Raw genomic sequence first — 16,899 nt, 5'->3', positions numbered from 1 at the left:
CAGGGGTGAACACGCCCGGAACCGGGCCGGAGCCGATGCGGCAGGTCCGGCCGAGATCGTTGCGCAGCAGGTCAACGATCATCAGGTTTTCCGCGCGGTCCTTCGGGCTGGCCAGCAGTTCGGCGGCGTTCGCGGCGTCTTGCTCAGGCGTCAGGCCCCTGGGCCGAGTGCCCTTGATCGGGCGGGTTTCCACATGGCGCTGGCTGACTTTGACGAAGCGTTCCGGCGACAGGCTGAGGACGGCATTGCCGTCAGGCAAGCTCTGGAAGCCGGAAAAAGGCGTCGGGCACGCTTCGCGCAAGGCGCAGTAGGCGGCCCACGAGTCACCCTGGCAGGGCGCTCGAAAACGCTGGGCGAAATTGACCTGGTAACAGTCACCAGCCTGAATGTACTGCTGGATTCGCTCGATGGCCTGTTGATACAGGTCAGCGCTCAAGTCGGCGGTCATCGGGGTGAGCAGCTTGAAGGGCGCGACCGCTTCCGGTGCCGGTTGGCTGAACAGCTCGATCAGGCGCTGACGCTCGCTGTCGGGCAGGGTCGGGTGGAATACCAGCTGGCTGGTCAGCGCAAGGTGATCGCTGACCAATGCCCAGCCATACAGGCCGAAACGCGCGTCGGGCAGATGGAGGTCGTCACTGGCCTGGCTCGGCAGGCGCTCCAGATGTCGGCCGAAGTCGTAACTCAGGTAGCCGATCAACCCGCCGGCAAACGGCAACTCATAGGGTGCCGGCAAGGAGGCTTCGCCGAGGCGCGTCAGGTTATCGCGCAGGCGTTGCAGGAAAGCCTCGCCACTTTCGTCGGGCGCTACCGTCAGTTGTTCCAGCGGCCAGGCGCTGAGCAGGTCATAGCGGCCGCGGTCGGCGCTGGGGCGGCCGCTGTCGAGCAGCACGGCGCCGGGGGCATGGCGAATCGCCGCGAAGTAGTGGGCGGGGTTGGCGCGATAGGGCAGCGGGTGTACGGAGCAGGTCAGCATGGGCGGGGGAGATCAGCCATCGAGGCGGGGTGGCGATTGTAGTCCTCTCGGGGAATTGCTCCTAGAGGGGGATGTCGTGTAGGAGCGAGCTTGCTCGCGATGGGCGTGAACGATGACGCTGGGAGCCTGACACCCCGTGGCGCTCTCTGGTCCATCGCGAGCAAGCTCGCTCCCACAGGGTTCAGTGCTGCTCTTGTGGGAGCGAGCCTGCTCGCGAAAGAGGCGACTCGGTTCTGGATCAACCCTCGACCGCAGGAATATGCCCGAACATCTCTTGCACAAACGCCACGCGCTCTTCGACCGTTTCGGTCGCGCCGCGGGCCTTCAGGTCTTCCAGCCGCGCCTCGACTGCATGGGTACGCAACGTCAGCCCGCAGTCATTGGCAATCTGGATATTCAGCCCCGGCCGGGCGTTGAGTTCAAGGATCAGCGGGCCTTTTTCCTGGTCCAGGACCATGTCGACACCGATGTAGCCCAGCCCGCACAACTCATAACAACCGGCGGCGAGTTTCATGAAACCGTCCCAGTAGGGCAGTTGCACGCCATCCACCGCGTTGGTGGTGTCCGGGTGTTTGTTGATGATGTTGTTCAGCCAGGTGCCACGCAGGGTCAGGCCGGTGGCCAGGTCCACGCCGACGCCGATGGCGCCCTGGTGCAGGTTGGCCTTGCCGTTGGACTGGCGCGTCGGCAGGCGCAACATGGCCATCACTGGGTAACCCATCAAGACAATGATGCGGATGTCCGGTACGCCTTCGTAGCTGATGCTCTTGAAGATCTGGTCCGGAATCACGCGGTATTCGATCAGCGCCCGGTCGCGATGACCGCCCAGGGAATACAGGCCGGTCAGGATGCTGGAAATCTGGTGCTCGATTTCTTCATGGCTGATGATCCGGCCGGACACCGTGCGATAGCGCCCTTCGAAGCGGTCGGCGATGACCAGGATGCCATCGCCGCCAGCGCCCTGGGCCGGTTTGATCACGAAGTCATTGCGGGCGCCGATGATCTCTTCGAGGTTGTCGATTTCCTTCTCGGTGGAAATCACGCCATAGAGCTCGGGCACATGGATGCCGGCGGCGATGGCGCGCTCCTTGGTGATGATCTTGTCATCGACGATCGGGTACAGGCTGCGCTTGTTGTACTTGAGCACGTAGTCTGCGTTGCGCCGATTGATCCCCATGATGCCCCGGGCTTCCAGGGCCTTCCAGGTCTTCCAGAAGCCGAACATCAGGCGTCAGCCTTTTTCAGGAAGGCCTTGAAACGCACCAGTTCGGTCAGGCGATAGCCGCGATAACGACCCATGGCCAGCATGAAGCCCACCAGGATCAGCAGGATCGCCGGGAAAGTGAACACGAAGTACACCAGTTCCGGCACGGTCATGATCAGGTGCGCCAGGGACGCGGCGAACAGCGTGCCGATAGCGACTTTCATCGCATGGCCGCCGCCGCGTTCCTCCCAGGTGATCGACAGGCGTTCGATGGTCATGGTCAGGATCACCATCGGGAACAGCGCCACCGACAAGCCGCGCTCCAGGCCGAGTTTGTGGCTGAACAGGCTGATGGCCGCAATCAATACCACCACGAACGTCAGTACCACCGACAGTCTCGGCAGCATTTGCAGTTTGAGGTGTTCGAGATAGGAGCGCAGCGACAGGCCCAGCGCCGTGATGATGGTAAACAGCATGATACCGAAGCCAAGCTGGGTTTCGCGGAAGGCCAGGGCGATCAGCACCGGGGTGAAGGTGCCCAGGGTCTGGATGCCGATCAGGTTGCGCAGGATCAGGATCACCAGCACGCCGATCGGGATCATGACCATGATCATGAAGGTCTGCTGGGTTTGCAGCGGCAGGCCGTACAACGAGTACTCGAGGAAGTTGGCGTCGGTGTTTTCGTCGGTCAGCTTGGCCAGGCGAATGGCGTTCATTTCGCTGTTGTTCAGGCTGAAGGTCACGTTGGCTTTCTTGCCGCCATCGACGGTGATCAGGTTTTCGTCGCCGGTCCACCACAGCAGGCGGTCGGTTGGCAGCCCTTGCTCACCGGTTTCCGGGTTGAAGTACAACCAGTCGGTGCCATTGAAACTGCGAAGCCACAGTTCCGGTGTTTGCGGCTGGTCGGCCACCAGGCGGATGGTGTGGACCTTCTCGATCGGCACGTGGGCGATGGACAGCAGCAGCTCGACGGTTTTCGCCTTGTGCGCGGTGGATGGATCACCGGCCAGCAACAGTTTCACATTGTCGTCGTTGAGGTTGTTGACCCGCTTGATGGCTTCGCCGACGAAGGTTTCGACGTCGGCCGAGTGCTGGCGAATCGGTGCGAGCAGGGCTTCGGCGGCGATTTTTTCCGGGCCTTCGATGGTGATGCTGTCGCGAAAGGTCGGGCCTTTGATCTTGGCCTTCTCGCCGGAATAACGCTTGGTCAGCACCAGGCGGTAGTACAGCGTCTGATTGCCTTTGGCCCGGCGTGCCGACCAGGTGACCTTGCGGTTGCCGTCGACCCGGTTCACGGCCACGCCGTAATTATTGGAGATGAAGCTCTCGTTGAGGCTGACGAAGTCGCGGCTCAGCGGTGGCACGAACATCTGGATCTTGACCGGATCCTTGGCGCTGGCGACGAACTCGACCTTGGCGTCAATGTTCCACAGGTCGTCAGTGGCGTCTTCGGTCACCGGGATGCCCAGCACGAAGATCTGATAGGCCGTAACTGAAATGCCCAGCACCACCAGGATGGCGATCAGCAGTTTCAGATGAAGGGTAAGAGAGCGCATTTGAATTACTCGGCGGTATGAGCGTCGGTGGTGCAGGCGGGTTTGCCGGCAGCATATTTAAGGCTGGGGTCAACCAGGGCATCGAAACGCTTGAGCGCTTCGGAGCCAATCAGGAGCGGGTATTGGAACGCGCTGCGGTCGGTCAGGTTCACTTCGATGCTGCGCAGGGCCGAGCCCATGCAGATGTCCAGTTCGATCACGGGGCGGGCGGTGTACTTCTTGCCTTCCTCGGGGTCGTAGTCGCCGGCCCGGCGCTTGATCTTGCTGACACGGGCCAGCGGGCGTTCGATCGGATGCGAATGGGCGGCGTCGATGGCCAGGTAAAACCGCACCCAGGATTCGCCGTTGCGTTTGAAACGTTTGATGTCCCGTGCACTCAGGGAAGCGGTTTTCGCCCCGGTGTCGAGCTTGGCCGCCACTTCCAGGTCGATGCCATTGAGCGATGCGTACTCATTGAGGCCATACACAGTCTTTTCCCCGGCCATGGCGAACCCGGGCAGGCAAAGTAAAAAAAGGAAAGCAGGGAAGGGCTTGAGTCTCATAAATCCTGGTGCGCAGCGGTCCGACTTGATTCAAGGCCCTGGCATCGCTGCGCAAGCTCCCTCGTATGCCTGGCAGGTTTTTATGACAGGCAGTGCAGATGTGACAAACAAATGCGGCGGCATTCTAGCACGGTGGTTTGATGGCGCCAGCGCTGGCCGGTGGCTATGAACCAGCAGGTTGCTTCGTTATGGTGCAACCGGTTATCAGAAGATTGTCGACAATATCGATTTATCCTTTGACTGAGCTCCCGTTATTCGTTAGTTTTTGCGGCATTGGCTCACAAGGTGTCGACAATATGCTGGATCAACTCGATCCCCCGGTTTCTACGCAAGACGATACGGAGACACTTTCCGAGAACGTCTTCCGCCGCATTCAGGCGGCTATCGTCAAAGGCGAGATCGCGCCGGGCAGCAAAATCTCCGAACCGGAGCTGGCGCGTACCTACGGCATCAGCCGTGGCCCGCTGCGCGAGGCCATCCATCGCCTGGAAGGCCAGCGCCTGCTGGTACGCGTGCCGCATGTCGGGGCGCGGGTGGTGTCGCTCAATCATGCCGAGCTGCTTGAACTCTACGAAATCCGCGAATCCCTGGAAGGCATGGCCTGTCGCCTGGCCGCCGAGCGCATGAGCCTCGAGGAAATCGACGAGCTGCGTCGGGTGCTGGAAACCCATGAGCGCGATGAGGCATTCCAGGCAGGTCGGGGCTACTACCAGCAGGAAGGCGATTTCGACTTCCATTACCGAATCATCCAGGGCAGCGGCAACCGCACGCTGACCCAAATGCTCTGCGGCGAGCTCTATCAATTGGTGCGCATGTACCGCATCCAGTTTTCCACCACGCCCAATCGCCCGCACCAGGCGTTCGCCGAGCACCACCGCATTCTCGATGCCATCGCCGACCGTGACGGTGAGCTGGCCGAGTTGTTGATGCGCCGTCACATCGGCGCCTCCAAACGCAATATCGCCCGTCATTACCAGGACGGCGTCAACCCGACAGCCAAACGAGGTGAGTCATGAGTTTGAACAAGAGCACACCAGGCCAGCGTTTCCGCGATGCGGTCGCCAGCGAACATCCACTGCAAGTGGTCGGCGCAATCAATGCCAACCATGCGCTGCTGGCCAAGCGCGCCGGTTTCAAGGCGATCTACCTGTCGGGTGGCGGGGTGGCTGCCGGCTCCCTCGGCTTGCCTGACCTGGGCATCACCGGCCTGGATGACGTGCTGACCGACGTGCGCCGTATCACCGACGTCTGCGATCTGCCATTGCTGGTGGACGTGGACACCGGTTTCGGTTCCTCGGCGTTCAACGTCGCTCGTACCGTCAAGTCGATGATCAAGTTTGGCGCGGCGGCGATTCACATCGAAGACCAGGTTGGCGCCAAGCGCTGCGGCCACCGTCCTAATAAAGAGATCGTGACCCAGCAGGAAATGGTCGACCGCATCAAGGCCGCCGTCGATGCCCGTACCGACGACAGCTTCGTGATCATGGCCCGTACCGACGCCCTGGCGGTGGAAGGCCTGGAGTCTGCCCTGGATCGCGCCGCTGCCTGCATCGAAGCCGGCGCCGACATGATTTTTCCGGAAGCCATCACCGAACTCGACATGTACAAGCTGTTCGCCAGCCGCGTGAAAGCGCCGATCCTGGCCAACATCACCGAATTCGGCGCGACCCCGCTGTACACCACCGAGCAACTCGCCGCTGTCGACGTGTCGCTGGTGCTGTACCCGCTGTCGGCCTTCCGCGCCATGAACAAGGCCGCGGAAAACGTCTACACCGCACTGCGCCGCGATGGCACGCAGGCGAATGTCATCGACACCATGCAGACGCGCATGGAGCTTTACGATCGCATCGACTACCACACCTTCGAGCAGAAGCTCGATGCGTTGTTTGCCGCGAAGAAGTAACGAACACCCTGTACCTGTAGGAGCGAGCTTGCTCGCGATAGACGTCAACGATGACGCGGGAAGCCTGATACCCCGCGGTGTGCCGTCCACCATCGCGAGCAGGCTCGCTCCCACAGAAGAGCAATGAGTTTCCCCTAAAAAATTCAAGAAAACTGGAGACAGCAATGGCCGAAGCAAAAGTACTCAGTGGCGCCGGGCTCCGTGGCCAGGTAGCCGGGCAAACCGCACTGTCCACCGTGGGCCAGTCGGGTGCCGGTCTGACCTATCGTGGTTATGACGTACGTGAACTGGCGGCTGACGCACAGTTCGAAGAAGTTGCCTACCTGCTGCTGTACGGCGAACTGCCGAGCAAGGCGCAACTGAACGCCTACATCGCCAAGCTGAGCAAGCTGCGTGACCTGCCGCAAGCGCTCAAGGAAGTGCTGGAACGCATCCCCGCCGACGCCCACCCGATGGACGTGATGCGCACGGGCTGCTCGTTCCTGGGCAACCTGGAGCCGGAGAACAATTTCTCCGAGCAGCACGACAAGACCGACCGCCTGCTGGCCGCGTTCCCGGCGATCATGACTTACTGGTATCGCTTCAGCCACGAAGGCAAGCGAATCGATTGCGTCAGCGACGAGCAGTCCATCGGCGGCCACTTCCTGCACCTGTTGCACGGCAAGAAACCAAGCGAGCTGCACGTCAAGGTGATGAACGTTTCGCTGATCCTCTACGCGGAGCACGAGTTCAACGCGTCGACCTTCACCGCACGTGTCTGCGCATCGACCCTGTCCGACCTCTATTCGTGCATCACCGCGGCCATCGGCTCGCTGCGCGGCCCGCTGCACGGCGGCGCCAACGAAGCGGCGATGGAAATGATCGAGCGTTTCTCGTCGCCGGAAGACGCGATCAAGGGCACCCTCGGCATGCTGGAGCGCAAGGACAAGATCATGGGCTTCGGCCACGCGATCTATAAGGACAACGATCCGCGCAACGAGGTGATCAAGGGCTGGTCGAAAAAGCTCGCCGACGAAGTGGGCGACAAGGTGTTGTTCCCGGTCTCCGAAGCCATCGACAAGACCATGTGGGAGCAGAAGAAGCTGTTCCCGAACGCCGACTTCTACCATGCCTCGGCGTACCACTTCATGGGCATCCCGACCAAGTTGTTCACACCGATCTTCGTCTGCTCGCGCCTGACCGGCTGGGCTGCACACGTGTACGAACAACGCGCCAACAACCGCATCATCCGTCCAAGCGCCGAATACACCGGCGTTGAGCAGCGCAAGTTCGTGCCAATCGAACAGCGCTGAATGGTGGGAATGCCTGCACAGGTCACTGAATGAACCGGTGACCCTGTAGGAGCTGCCGCAGGCTGCGATCTTTGCTTTTTGAAGATCAAAAGATCGCAGCCTGCGGCAGCTCCTACAGAGGTCCGTGCTCAACTCGGAAACTGTGCCAGGCCCCACCTTTTGTAACTACCGTGACCGAGTCCTGACGATGAACACACAATTCCGTAAACCGCTACCTGGCAGCCACCTGGATTACTTCGATGTCCGCGCAGCGGTCGAGGCGATCCAGCCTGGCGCCTACGACACCCTGCCGTACACCTCCCGTGTGCTGGCGGAAAACCTTGTGCGTCGCTGCGACCCGGCCACGCTCACCGAATCCCTGAAACAATTCATCGAGCGCAAGCGCGACCTCGATTTCCCGTGGTTCCCGGCTCGCGTGGTGTGCCACGACATTCTCGGCCAGACCGCGCTGGTCGACCTCGCCGGCCTGCGTGACGCCATCGCCCTGCAAGGCGGTGACCCGGCGCAAGTCAACCCGGTGGTGCCGACCCAACTGATCGTCGACCACTCCCTGGCCGTCGAGCGCGGTGGCTTCGATCCGGACGCGTTCGAAAAGAACCGCGCCATCGAAGACCGTCGCAACGAAGACCGCTTCCACTTCATCAACTGGACCAAGAAGGCGTTCAAGAACGTCGATGTGATCCCGCCGGGCAACGGCATCATGCACCAGATCAACCTGGAGAAAATGTCTCCGGTGATCCAGGTGCGTGACGGTGTGGCCTTCCCTGATACCTGCGTCGGTACCGACAGCCACACCCCGCACGTCGATGCGCTGGGCGTGATCGCCATCGGTGTCGGTGGTCTCGAAGCCGAAAGCGTGATGCTCGGCCGCGCATCCTGGATGCGTCTGCCGGAAAGCGTTGGCGTCGAACTGACCGGCAAGCTGCAACCGGGCATCACCGCCACCGACATGGTGCTGGCGCTGACCGAGTTCCTGCGCAAGCAAAAAGTCGTTGGCGCATGGCTGGAGTTCTTCGGCGAAGGCGCCTCGGCGCTGACCCTCGGCGACCGCGCGACCATCTCCAACATGGCCCCGGAATACGGCGCCACGGCGGCGATGTTCTACATCGACCAGCAGACCATCGACTACCTCAAGCTCACCGGCCGTGAAGACGAGCAGGTGCAACTGGTCGAGAACTACGCCAGGCAGGTCGGCCTGTGGGCTGACAGCCTTAAAGGCGCGCAGTACGAGCGCGGCCTGACTTTCGATCTGTCCTCGGTCGTGCGCAACATGGCCGGCCCGAGCAACCCGCACGCCCGTGTGGCGGTTTCGGATCTGGCCGCCAAAGGCATCTCCGGTCAGTGGGACGATGTGCCCGGGCAAATGCCGGACGGCGCGGTGATCATCGCCGCCATCACCAGCTGCACCAACACCAGCAACCCGCGCAACGTGATCGCCGCCGGCCTGCTGGCGCGCAACGCCAACAAGCTCGGCCTGACCCGCAAGCCTTGGGTCAAGTCGTCCCTGGCACCGGGCTCGAAAACCGTGGCGCTGTACCTCGATGAAGCAGGCCTGACCGAAGAACTGGACAAGCTCGGCTTCGGCGTCGTGGCTTTCGCCTGCACCACGTGCAACGGCATGTCCGGCGCACTGGACCCGGTGATCCAGCAAGAGATCATCGACCGCGACCTGTACGCCACTGCGGTATTGTCCGGCAACCGTAACTTCGACGGCCGGATTCACCCGTACGCCAAGCAAGCGTTCCTCGCGTCGCCGCCCTTGGTGGTTGCGTATGCGATTGCCGGCACCATCCGTTTCGACATCGAAAAAGACGTGCTGGGCGTGGTGGATGGCAAGGAAATCCGCCTGAAAGACATCTGGCCAAGCGACGAAGAAATCGACGCGGTGGTCAAGGCGTCGGTGAAACCGGAGCAGTTCCGCCAGGTGTACATCCCGATGTTCGCCATCCACGAAGACACCGGCCCGAAAGTCGCGCCGCTGTACGAGTGGCGTGAAATGAGCACCTACATCCGCCGTCCGCCGTACTGGGAAGGCGCGTTGGCCGGTGCCCGTCCGCTCAAGGGCATGCGTCCGTTGGCGGTGCTGCCGGACAACATCACCACCGATCACCTGTCGCCGTCCAACGCGATCATGATGGACAGCGCCGCCGGCGAATACCTGGCGAAAATGGGCCTGCCGGAAGAGGACTTCAACTCTTACGCGACTCACCGCGGTGACCACCTGACGGCGCAGCGCGCCACCTTCGCCAACCCGAAACTGTTCAACGAAATGGTTCTGGAAAACGGCAAGGTCAAGCAAGGTTCGCTGGCCCGTGTCGAGCCGGAAGGCAAAGTGATGCGCATGTGGGAAGCGATCGAAACCTACATGGATCGCAAGCAGCCGCTGATCATCATCGCCGGTGCCGACTACGGTCAGGGTTCGTCCCGCGACTGGGCGGCCAAGGGCGTGCGTCTGGCGGGTGTAGAGGCGATTGCCGCCGAAGGTTTCGAGCGCATTCACCGCACCAACCTGGTGGGCATGGGCGTGTTGCCGCTGGAGTTCAAGCCAGGCACCAACCGCCACACCCTGGCCATCGACGGCAGCGAAACCTACGACGTGATCGGTGATCGCACGCCGCGCGCCGAGCTGACGCTGGTGATCCATCGCAAGAACGGCGAGCGCGTCGATGTGCCGGTGACCTGCCGCCTCGACACCGCCGAAGAAGTGTCGATCTACGAGGCCGGCGGCGTGCTGCAACGCTTCGCCCAGGACTTCCTCGAAGAGTCGGCGGTTGCCGTTTAACGCACGCAACACAGACACGGGACTTCAAGTCCCGTGTCTGCTTTCAGATCAGGAGTAACGAGCACCATGGCTCACGCAGCTACGTTTCCAAAGCAAATAAGGATACCCGCCACTTACATGCGCGGCGGCACCAGCAAAGGCGTGTTCTTCAGCCTCAAGGACTTGCCCGAAGCGGCACAGGTCCCGGGTCCGGCCCGCGACGCGTTGCTGCTGCGCGTGATCGGCAGCCCCGACCCGTACGACAAACAAATCGACGGCATGGGCGGCGCGACCTCCAGCACCAGCAAAACCGTGATCCTGTCGAAAAGCACCAAGGCCGATCACGACGTCGATTACCTGTTTGGTCAGGTGTCCATCGACAAGCCCTTCGTCGACTGGAGCGGCAACTGCGGCAACCTGTCGGCGGCGGTCGGTTCGTTCGCGGTCAGCAACGGCCTGGTGGACGCCAGCCGTATCCCGCATAACGGTGTAGCCGTGGTTCGCGTGTGGCAGGCCAACATTGGCAAGACCATCATTGCCCACGTGCCGATCACCGATGGTGAAGTGCAGGAGACCGGCGATTTCGAACTCGACGGCGTGACCTTCCCGGCGGCCGAAGTGCAGATCGAGTTTCTCGATCCGGCAGCGGAAGAAGAGGGCGGCGGCGGTTCGATGTTCCCCACCGGCAACCTGGTCGATGACCTGGAAGTGCCCGGCGTCGGCACCTTCAAGGCGACCATGATCAACGCCGGCATCCCGACGATTTTCGTCAATGCCGAAGACATCGGCTACAAGGGCACCGAGTTGCAGGGCGCGATCAACGGCGACCCGAAAGCCTTGCTGATGTTCGAGACCATCCGTGCCTACGGCGCATTGCGCATGGGCCTGATTGCCAATATCGACGAAGCGGCCAAGCGCCAACACACGCCGAAAGTCGCCTTCGTGGCCAAGCCGGCGGACTACGTGGCGTCCAGCGGCAAGGCGATTGCCGCAGGCGATGTCGACCTGCTGGTGCGTGCGTTGTCCATGGGCAAGTTGCACCACGCGATGATGGGCACGGCGGCCGTGGCGATCGGTACGGCTGCAGCGATTTCCGGCACCCTGGTGAACCTCGCGGCAGGCGGTATCGAACGCAACGCGGTGCGCTTCGGACACCCGTCCGGCACCCTGCGCGTCGGCGCCGAAGCCAGCCTGGTCAATGGTGAATGGACCGTGAACAAGGCGATCATGAGCCGCAGTGCGCGGGTGTTGATGGAAGGGTTTGTGCGGGTGCCGGGGGATTCTTTCTGACGCGCATCTGAAATCACCACAAGACCCTGTGGGAGCGGGCTTGCTCGCGAAAGCGGTGTGTCAGGCATTGTTGATGTCGACTGACACTCCGCTTTCGCGAGCAAGCCCGCTCCCACACTGGAGCGAGCCTGTTCGCGACAGGGCCGGAACAGGCCCGGGAGATTTACTTGAAACGCCGCTCCACACCTTTCTCCACGAGAATCTTCGCGGAGATCTCTTCCACGGAAAAGTGCGTGGAGTTGATGTGCGGAATGTTTTCGCGGCGGAACAGGTTCTCGACCTCGCGCACCTCGAACTCGCACTGGGCGTAGCTCGAATAGCGGCTGTTGGGCTTGCGCTCGTTGCGGATCGCAGTGAGGCGGTCCGGGTCGATGGTCAGGCCGAACAGCTTGTGTTGGTGGGCGCGCAGGGCGTTTGGCAGTTGCAGGCGTTCCATGTCGTCTTCGGTCAGCGGGTAGTTGGCCGCGCGGATGCCGAACTGCATCGCCATATACAGGCACGTCGGCGTCTTACCACATCGCGACACGCCCACTAGTATCAGGTCGGCCTTGTCGTAATAGTGCGTGCGGGCGCCGTCGTCGTTGTCGAGGGCAAAGTTGACGGCCTCGATACGCTCCATGTAATTGGTGTTGGCGCCGATGGAGTGGGACTTGCCGACGGTGTAGGAAGAATGCTCGGTCAGTTCCTGTTCAAGCGGCGCCAGGAACGTCGAGAAAATGTCGATCATGAAACCATTCGAGGTGGCGAGAATCTCACGAATGTCCTGATTGACGATGGTGTCGAAGATAATCGGACGGAAACCGTCGGTTTCGGCGGCTTTGTTGATTTGTTGTACCATGGCCCGCGCTTTGTCCACGTTGTCGATGTACGGCCGCGTGACCTTGCTGAAGGTAATGTTTTCGAACTGCGCCAGAAGGCTTTGACCCAGGGTTTCGGCGGTAATGCCGGTACCATCGGAGATAAAGAAAGCAGATCGTTTCATTTGCACCTTGGGCCTTAAGCTAGTAACGAATCTTGGATATGATAGGCGCGATTTGCCGGCCGCCAATGGCCCGCATTCTCACTTATTTTCCAGGTCCAGGCCATATAGCCGGTAAATGCTCACTTAAGCAGCCGGTTTCTGAGCTTTTCCAACACAGTTAGTGGAGAGATCACCTTGGTAGAGTACGTAGTTTCCCTCGATAAGCTCGGCAAACACGATGTTGAGCATGTGGGGGGCAAGAACGCATCCCTGGGCGAGATGATCAGCAACCTTGCGGGTGCCGGTGTATCGGTGCCCGGCGGCTTCGCCACGACCGCTCAGGCTTATCGTGATTTCCTGGAGCTGAGCGGCCTGAATCAGCAGATTCACGACGCACTCGATGCCCTGGACGTCGATGACGTGAATGCCCTGGCCAAGACCGGTGCCCAGATCCGTCAATGGATCATGGAAGCCGAGTTCCCTGAAAAACTGAATGCCGAAATCCGTACCGCGTTCGCCACGCTGTCCGCCGGCAACCCCGACGTGGCCGTGGCCGTGCGTTCTTCCGCTACCGCCGAAGACCTGCCGGACGCTTCCTTCGCCGGTCAGCAGGAAACCTTCCTGAACATCCGTGGTGTCGAAAACGTCATTCGCGCCGCCAAAGAGGTGTTCGCCTCGCTGTTCAACGACCGTGCCATTTCCTACCGCGTGCACCAGGGCTTCGACCACAAGCTGGTCGCCCTGTCGGCCGGCGTGCAGCGTATGGTCCGCTCCGAAACCGGCACCGCCGGCGTGATGTTCACCCTCGATACCGAATCGGGCTTCCGTGACGTGGTGTTCATCACCGGCGCCTACGGCCTGGGTGAAACCGTCGTTCAAGGTGCGGTGAACCCGGATGAGTTCTACGTCCACAAGGGTACGCTGGCCGCCGGTCGTCCGGCCATCCTGCGCCGCAACCTGGGCAGCAAGGCCATCAAGATGATCTACGGCGACGAGGCCAAGGCCGGTCGTTCGGTCAAGACCGTCGATGTGGACAAGGCCGAGCGCGCACGTTTCTGCCTGACCGACGCTGAAGTCAGCGAGTTGGCCAAGCAGGCGATGATCATCGAGAAGCACTACCAGTGCCCGATGGACATCGAGTGGGCCAAGGACGGTGACGACGGCAAGCTGTACATCGTGCAGGCCCGTCCGGAAACCGTGAAGAGCCGCACCCAGGCCAACGTCATGGAACGTTACCTGTTGAAAGAAACCGGTACCGTGCTGGTTGAAGGTCGCGCCATCGGCCAGCGCATCGGCGCCGGCAAGGTCCGCATCATCAAGGACGTGTCCGAGATGGACAAGGTCCAGCCAGGCGACGTACTGGTGTCCGACATGACCGACCCGGACTGGGAACCGGTCATGAAGCGCGCCAGCGCCATCGTCACCAACCGTGGCGGCCGTACTTGCCACGCGGCGATCATCGCCCGTGAACTGGGTATTCCAGCGGTAGTCGGTTGCGGCAACGCCACCCAGTTGTTGAAAGACGGCCAGGGCGTGACGGTTTCCTGCGCTGAAGGCGACACCGGTTTCATCTTCGAAGGTGAACTGGGCTTCGACATCAAGAAGAACTCCGTGGATGCCATGCCGGAGCTGCCGTTCAAGATCATGATGAACGTCGGCAACCCGGACCGCGCCTTCGACTTCGCCCAACTGCCGAACGCCGGTGTGGGCCTGGCCCGCCTGGAGTTCATCATCAACCGCATGATCGGCGTGCACCCTAAAGCACTGCTGAACTACGACGGTCTGCCGCTGGACATCAAGGAAAGCGTCGACAAGCGTATTGCCGGTTACAACGATCCGGTCGGTTTCTACGTCGAGAAACTGGTCGAAGGCATCAGCACCCTGGCGGCTGCGTTCTGGCCGAAGAAGGTCATCGTGCGTCTGTCGGACTTCAAGTCCAACGAATACGCCAACCTGATCGGCGGCAAGCTGTACGAGCCGGAAGAAGAGAACCCGATGCTGGGCTTCCGCGGTGCTTCGCGTTACATCAGCGAATCGTTCCGCGACTGCTTCGAACTCGAATGCCGCGCCCTCAAGCGCGTGCGCAACGAGATGGGCCTGACCAACGTCGAAATCATGGTGCCGTTCGTTCGTACCCTGGGTGAAGCGAGCCAGGTGGTCGATCTGCTGGCGGAAAACGGTCTGGCCCGTGGCGAAAACGGCCTGCGCGTGATCATGATGTGCGAACTGCCGTCCAACGCCATCCTGGCTGAAGAATTCCTCGAGTTCTTCGACGGTTTCTCCATCGGTTCCAACGACCTGACTCAGCTGACCCTGGGTCTGGACCGCGATTCCGGTATCATCGCGCACCTGTTCGACGAGCGTAATCCGGCGGTCAAGAAGCTGCTGGCCAACGCCATTGCCGCCTGCAACAAGGCCGGCAAGTACATCGGCATCTGCGGTCAGGGTCCTTCGGACCACCCGGACCTGGCCAAGTGGCTGATGGAGCAGGGCATTGAAAGCGTTTCGTTGAACCCGGACTCCGTACTGGAGACCTGGTTCTTCCTGGCAGAGGGTCAGGCGCAGGCTTGACCCCATGTGAACGGGCCGCTCACATGCCTTTGTAGGAGCGAGCCTGCTCGCGATGGACGTCAACGATCACGCGTTTATCCTGGATAAACGTGGTGTCCTGAAGTTTTTCGCGAGCAAGCTCGCTCCTACAGGGGCGATGCAGTGTCAGTGAGCGGACGTTTTAGAGATTCAAGCAGGGCGGGCTCCTCCGGATGCCGCCCTTTTTTGTGCAAGAGATTATGCAAAGCAGCAGCAACCTATTTCCTGTCGCCCTGATCAGCGCCGAACGGCGCGGCGATCTGAGCGAAGATGTGTATCGTTTGAAACCCGGTAACAGCCCCGACTTCACCGTCGAACTGGCTGTGACACGCCTTGGCATGGCCGATGAGCCGTCATCCCGTGGCGTGCCGGTGATCCTGCTGCACGGCAGCTTTTCCAATCGCCGGTTCTGGTTCTCTCCCAAGGGGCTGGGGTTGGGCGCCTATCTGGCCCGCTTGGGGTTCGACGTCTGGATTCCGGAAATGCGCGGCCATGGCCTGTCCCAGCGTAACCACGACTACCGCAAGAACCGGGTCGCCGACTACGCACGCTATGATCTGCCGGCCATTGGCGCGTTCGTCCGCGAACAGAGCGGGCAGGTGCCGCACTGGATCGGTCACTCGCTGGGCGGTACTACACTGGCCGCAGCACTGGGGGGCGAGTACATCGGTGAGCCGGTGGTGGCCTCGGCGGCTTTTTTCGGTACACAAGTCAGCCGCACCTACTGGCCATTGAAGATTCCGCCGGTGGAGTGGAGCAGTCGCTTCATTCTCAAGCGTTTTGCCCAGTTGTCCGGCGCGAGGCTCAAGCGCGGCCCGGAGGACGAGCCGATCGGCCTGGCCCTGGAAAGCATGCGTTGGTTCGGTCTGTTCGGGCGTTTTGGCGATGCCGATAAAGACTGGTGGGCCGGCTTGGCCGAGGTCAGGTTGCCGGTGCTCGCCGTGAGTGCAGCGGGTGATCATCAGGACCCGGCGTGGGCGTGCCGCAAACTGTTCGAACAGTTCGGTTCCGAGCACAAGCAATTTATCAATCTGGGTCGTGATCAGGGTTTCAGCGACAATTTCGGTCACGTTGAAATGCTCGTCAGTAAACCTGCCCAGGCGGAAGTCTGGCCGTTGGTGACCCGCTGGCTGGCGGATCAGCAGACACCCTTGTTGGGTGAGCAAGGGGATTTGGCCGCGGCGGTTTGAGCCTGATGCTCTAACAAGGGCATTTCGCTCCGGTCGGCTTGCGGCTAAGATATGACGCATTGAGCTGTTCCGGTCACTTTGCGTGACTGAGTCATCACTGATGTTCGTGCTGTCTTCCTCTTTACAGGAGTTTCTCGATGATCCATTACCTCACGCCTGACCTGTGCGACGCCTATCCGGAACTGGTGCAGGTGCTGGAACCGATGTTCAGCAATTTCGGCGGCCGTGATTCCTTCGGCGGCGAAATCGTGACCATCAAGTGCTTCGAAGACAACTCGCTGGTCAAGGAGCAAGTCGAGCTCAAGGGCAATGGCAAGGTTCTGGTGGTCGATGGCGGCGGTTCCCTGCGCCGCGCGCTGCTGGGTGACATGCTCGCCGAGAAAGCCTCCAGCAATGGCTGGGAAGGCCTGGTGATCTATGGTTGCATCCGTGACGTCGACGTCATCGCGCAAACCGACCTGGGGGTTCAGGCGCTGGCCAGCCACCCGATGAAAACCGACAAGCGCGGTATCGGCGATCTCAACGTTGCCGTGACCTTCGCTGGCGTGACCTTCCATCCGGGCCATTACATCTATGCGGACAACAACGGCGTGATCATCTCGCCCAGCCCGCTGAAAATGCCTGAATAAAAACGGCTG

General features: G+C 61.2%; 13 protein-coding genes. 8 read left to right on the top strand and 5 right to left on the bottom strand.

From position 1 onward, the window contains the following. The 4 genes from PMI26_RS23695 to rloA all read right to left on the bottom strand — a co-directional run. Nucleotides 1-973, bottom strand: a 973-nt coding sequence (locus PMI26_RS23695; RefSeq protein ID WP_007971544.1) for an anthranilate synthase component I family protein, incomplete at its 3' end; no start/stop codon positions are given. Nucleotides 974-1,211: 238 nt separating this feature from the next. After that, a complete protein-coding gene (locus PMI26_RS23700; RefSeq protein ID WP_007971543.1) occupies nt 1,212-2,198 on the bottom strand; it encodes an alpha-L-glutamate ligase-like protein in 987 nt (328 codons plus the stop codon). Further along, entirely contained in the window at nt 2,198-3,733 is a 1,536-nt protein-coding gene (gene rloB / locus PMI26_RS23705; RefSeq protein WP_007971541.1) for an osmotic stress tolerance membrane protein RloB, read from the bottom strand. Before rloB ends, PMI26_RS23700 begins: the two co-directional genes overlap by 1 nt. A 5-nt stretch (nt 3,734-3,738) precedes the next feature. Next, a complete protein-coding gene (gene rloA / locus PMI26_RS23710; RefSeq protein WP_033047506.1) occupies nt 3,739-4,275 on the bottom strand; it encodes a retropepsin-like aspartic peptidase RloA in 537 nt (178 codons plus the stop codon). Nucleotides 4,276-4,571: 296 nt separating this feature from the next. On the opposite strand from rloA, the gene PMI26_RS23715 reads away from it, so the two are divergent. The 5 genes from PMI26_RS23715 (at nt 4,572) to prpF (ending at nt 11,521) form a co-directional block, all read left to right on the top strand. Further along, nucleotides 4,572-5,291, top strand: coding sequence for a GntR family transcriptional regulator (locus PMI26_RS23715; RefSeq protein WP_007971537.1), 720 nt, complete (start codon nt 4,572-4,574; stop codon nt 5,289-5,291). Continuing rightward, nucleotides 5,288-6,178: a methylisocitrate lyase gene (prpB, locus tag PMI26_RS23720; protein WP_007971535.1), complete on the top strand. Its 891-nt coding sequence runs from the start codon at nt 5,288-5,290 to the stop codon at nt 6,176-6,178. The genes PMI26_RS23715 and prpB overlap by 4 nt, the downstream gene beginning before the upstream one ends. A 164-nt stretch (nt 6,179-6,342) precedes the next feature. Continuing rightward, nucleotides 6,343-7,470 (top strand): bifunctional 2-methylcitrate synthase/citrate synthase, encoded by a 1,128-nt coding sequence (gene prpC, locus PMI26_RS23725; RefSeq protein ID WP_007971533.1) that lies wholly within the window; start codon nt 6,343-6,345, stop codon nt 7,468-7,470. A gap of 187 nt (nt 7,471-7,657) precedes the next feature. Continuing rightward, nucleotides 7,658-10,252, top strand: a complete 2,595-nt coding sequence (gene acnD, locus PMI26_RS23730; RefSeq protein ID WP_007971532.1) for a Fe/S-dependent 2-methylisocitrate dehydratase AcnD — start codon at nt 7,658-7,660, stop codon at nt 10,250-10,252. 66 nt (nt 10,253-10,318) lie between these two features. Then, a complete protein-coding gene (prpF, locus tag PMI26_RS23735) occupies nt 10,319-11,521 on the top strand; it encodes a 2-methylaconitate cis-trans isomerase PrpF (RefSeq protein WP_007971529.1) in 1,203 nt (400 codons plus the stop codon). Between the two features lie 163 nt (nt 11,522-11,684). Here the strand turns inward: prpF and ppsR are convergent, their stop codons facing one another. Then, nucleotides 11,685-12,503, bottom strand: a complete 819-nt coding sequence (gene ppsR / locus PMI26_RS23740; protein WP_007971527.1) for a posphoenolpyruvate synthetase regulatory kinase/phosphorylase PpsR — start codon at nt 12,501-12,503, stop codon at nt 11,685-11,687. Between the two features lie 174 nt (nt 12,504-12,677). Here ppsR and ppsA point away from each other — a divergent pair, with 174 nt between their 5' ends. The 3 genes from ppsA (at nt 12,678) to rraA (ending at nt 16,890) form a co-directional block, all read left to right on the top strand. Continuing rightward, nucleotides 12,678-15,053, top strand: a complete 2,376-nt coding sequence (gene ppsA, locus PMI26_RS23745; RefSeq protein WP_007971525.1) for a phosphoenolpyruvate synthase — start codon at nt 12,678-12,680, stop codon at nt 15,051-15,053. A gap of 218 nt (nt 15,054-15,271) precedes the next feature. Further along, nucleotides 15,272-16,261, top strand: coding sequence for an alpha/beta fold hydrolase (locus PMI26_RS23750; RefSeq protein WP_015096068.1), 990 nt, complete (start codon nt 15,272-15,274; stop codon nt 16,259-16,261). 140 nt (nt 16,262-16,401) lie between these two features. Beyond that, nucleotides 16,402-16,890 (top strand): ribonuclease E activity regulator RraA, encoded by a 489-nt coding sequence (gene rraA / locus PMI26_RS23755; RefSeq protein ID WP_173900792.1) that lies wholly within the window; start codon nt 16,402-16,404, stop codon nt 16,888-16,890. Nucleotides 16,891-16,899: the final 9 nt, after the last annotated feature.

This window comes from Pseudomonas sp. GM33, from assembly GCF_000282295.1.
Lineage (GTDB): Bacteria > Pseudomonadota > Gammaproteobacteria > Pseudomonadales > Pseudomonadaceae > Aquipseudomonas > Aquipseudomonas laurylsulfatiphila.
The sequence above is the reverse complement of the archived record's forward strand: the minus strand, read 5'-3'. Positions and strand labels throughout refer to the sequence as shown.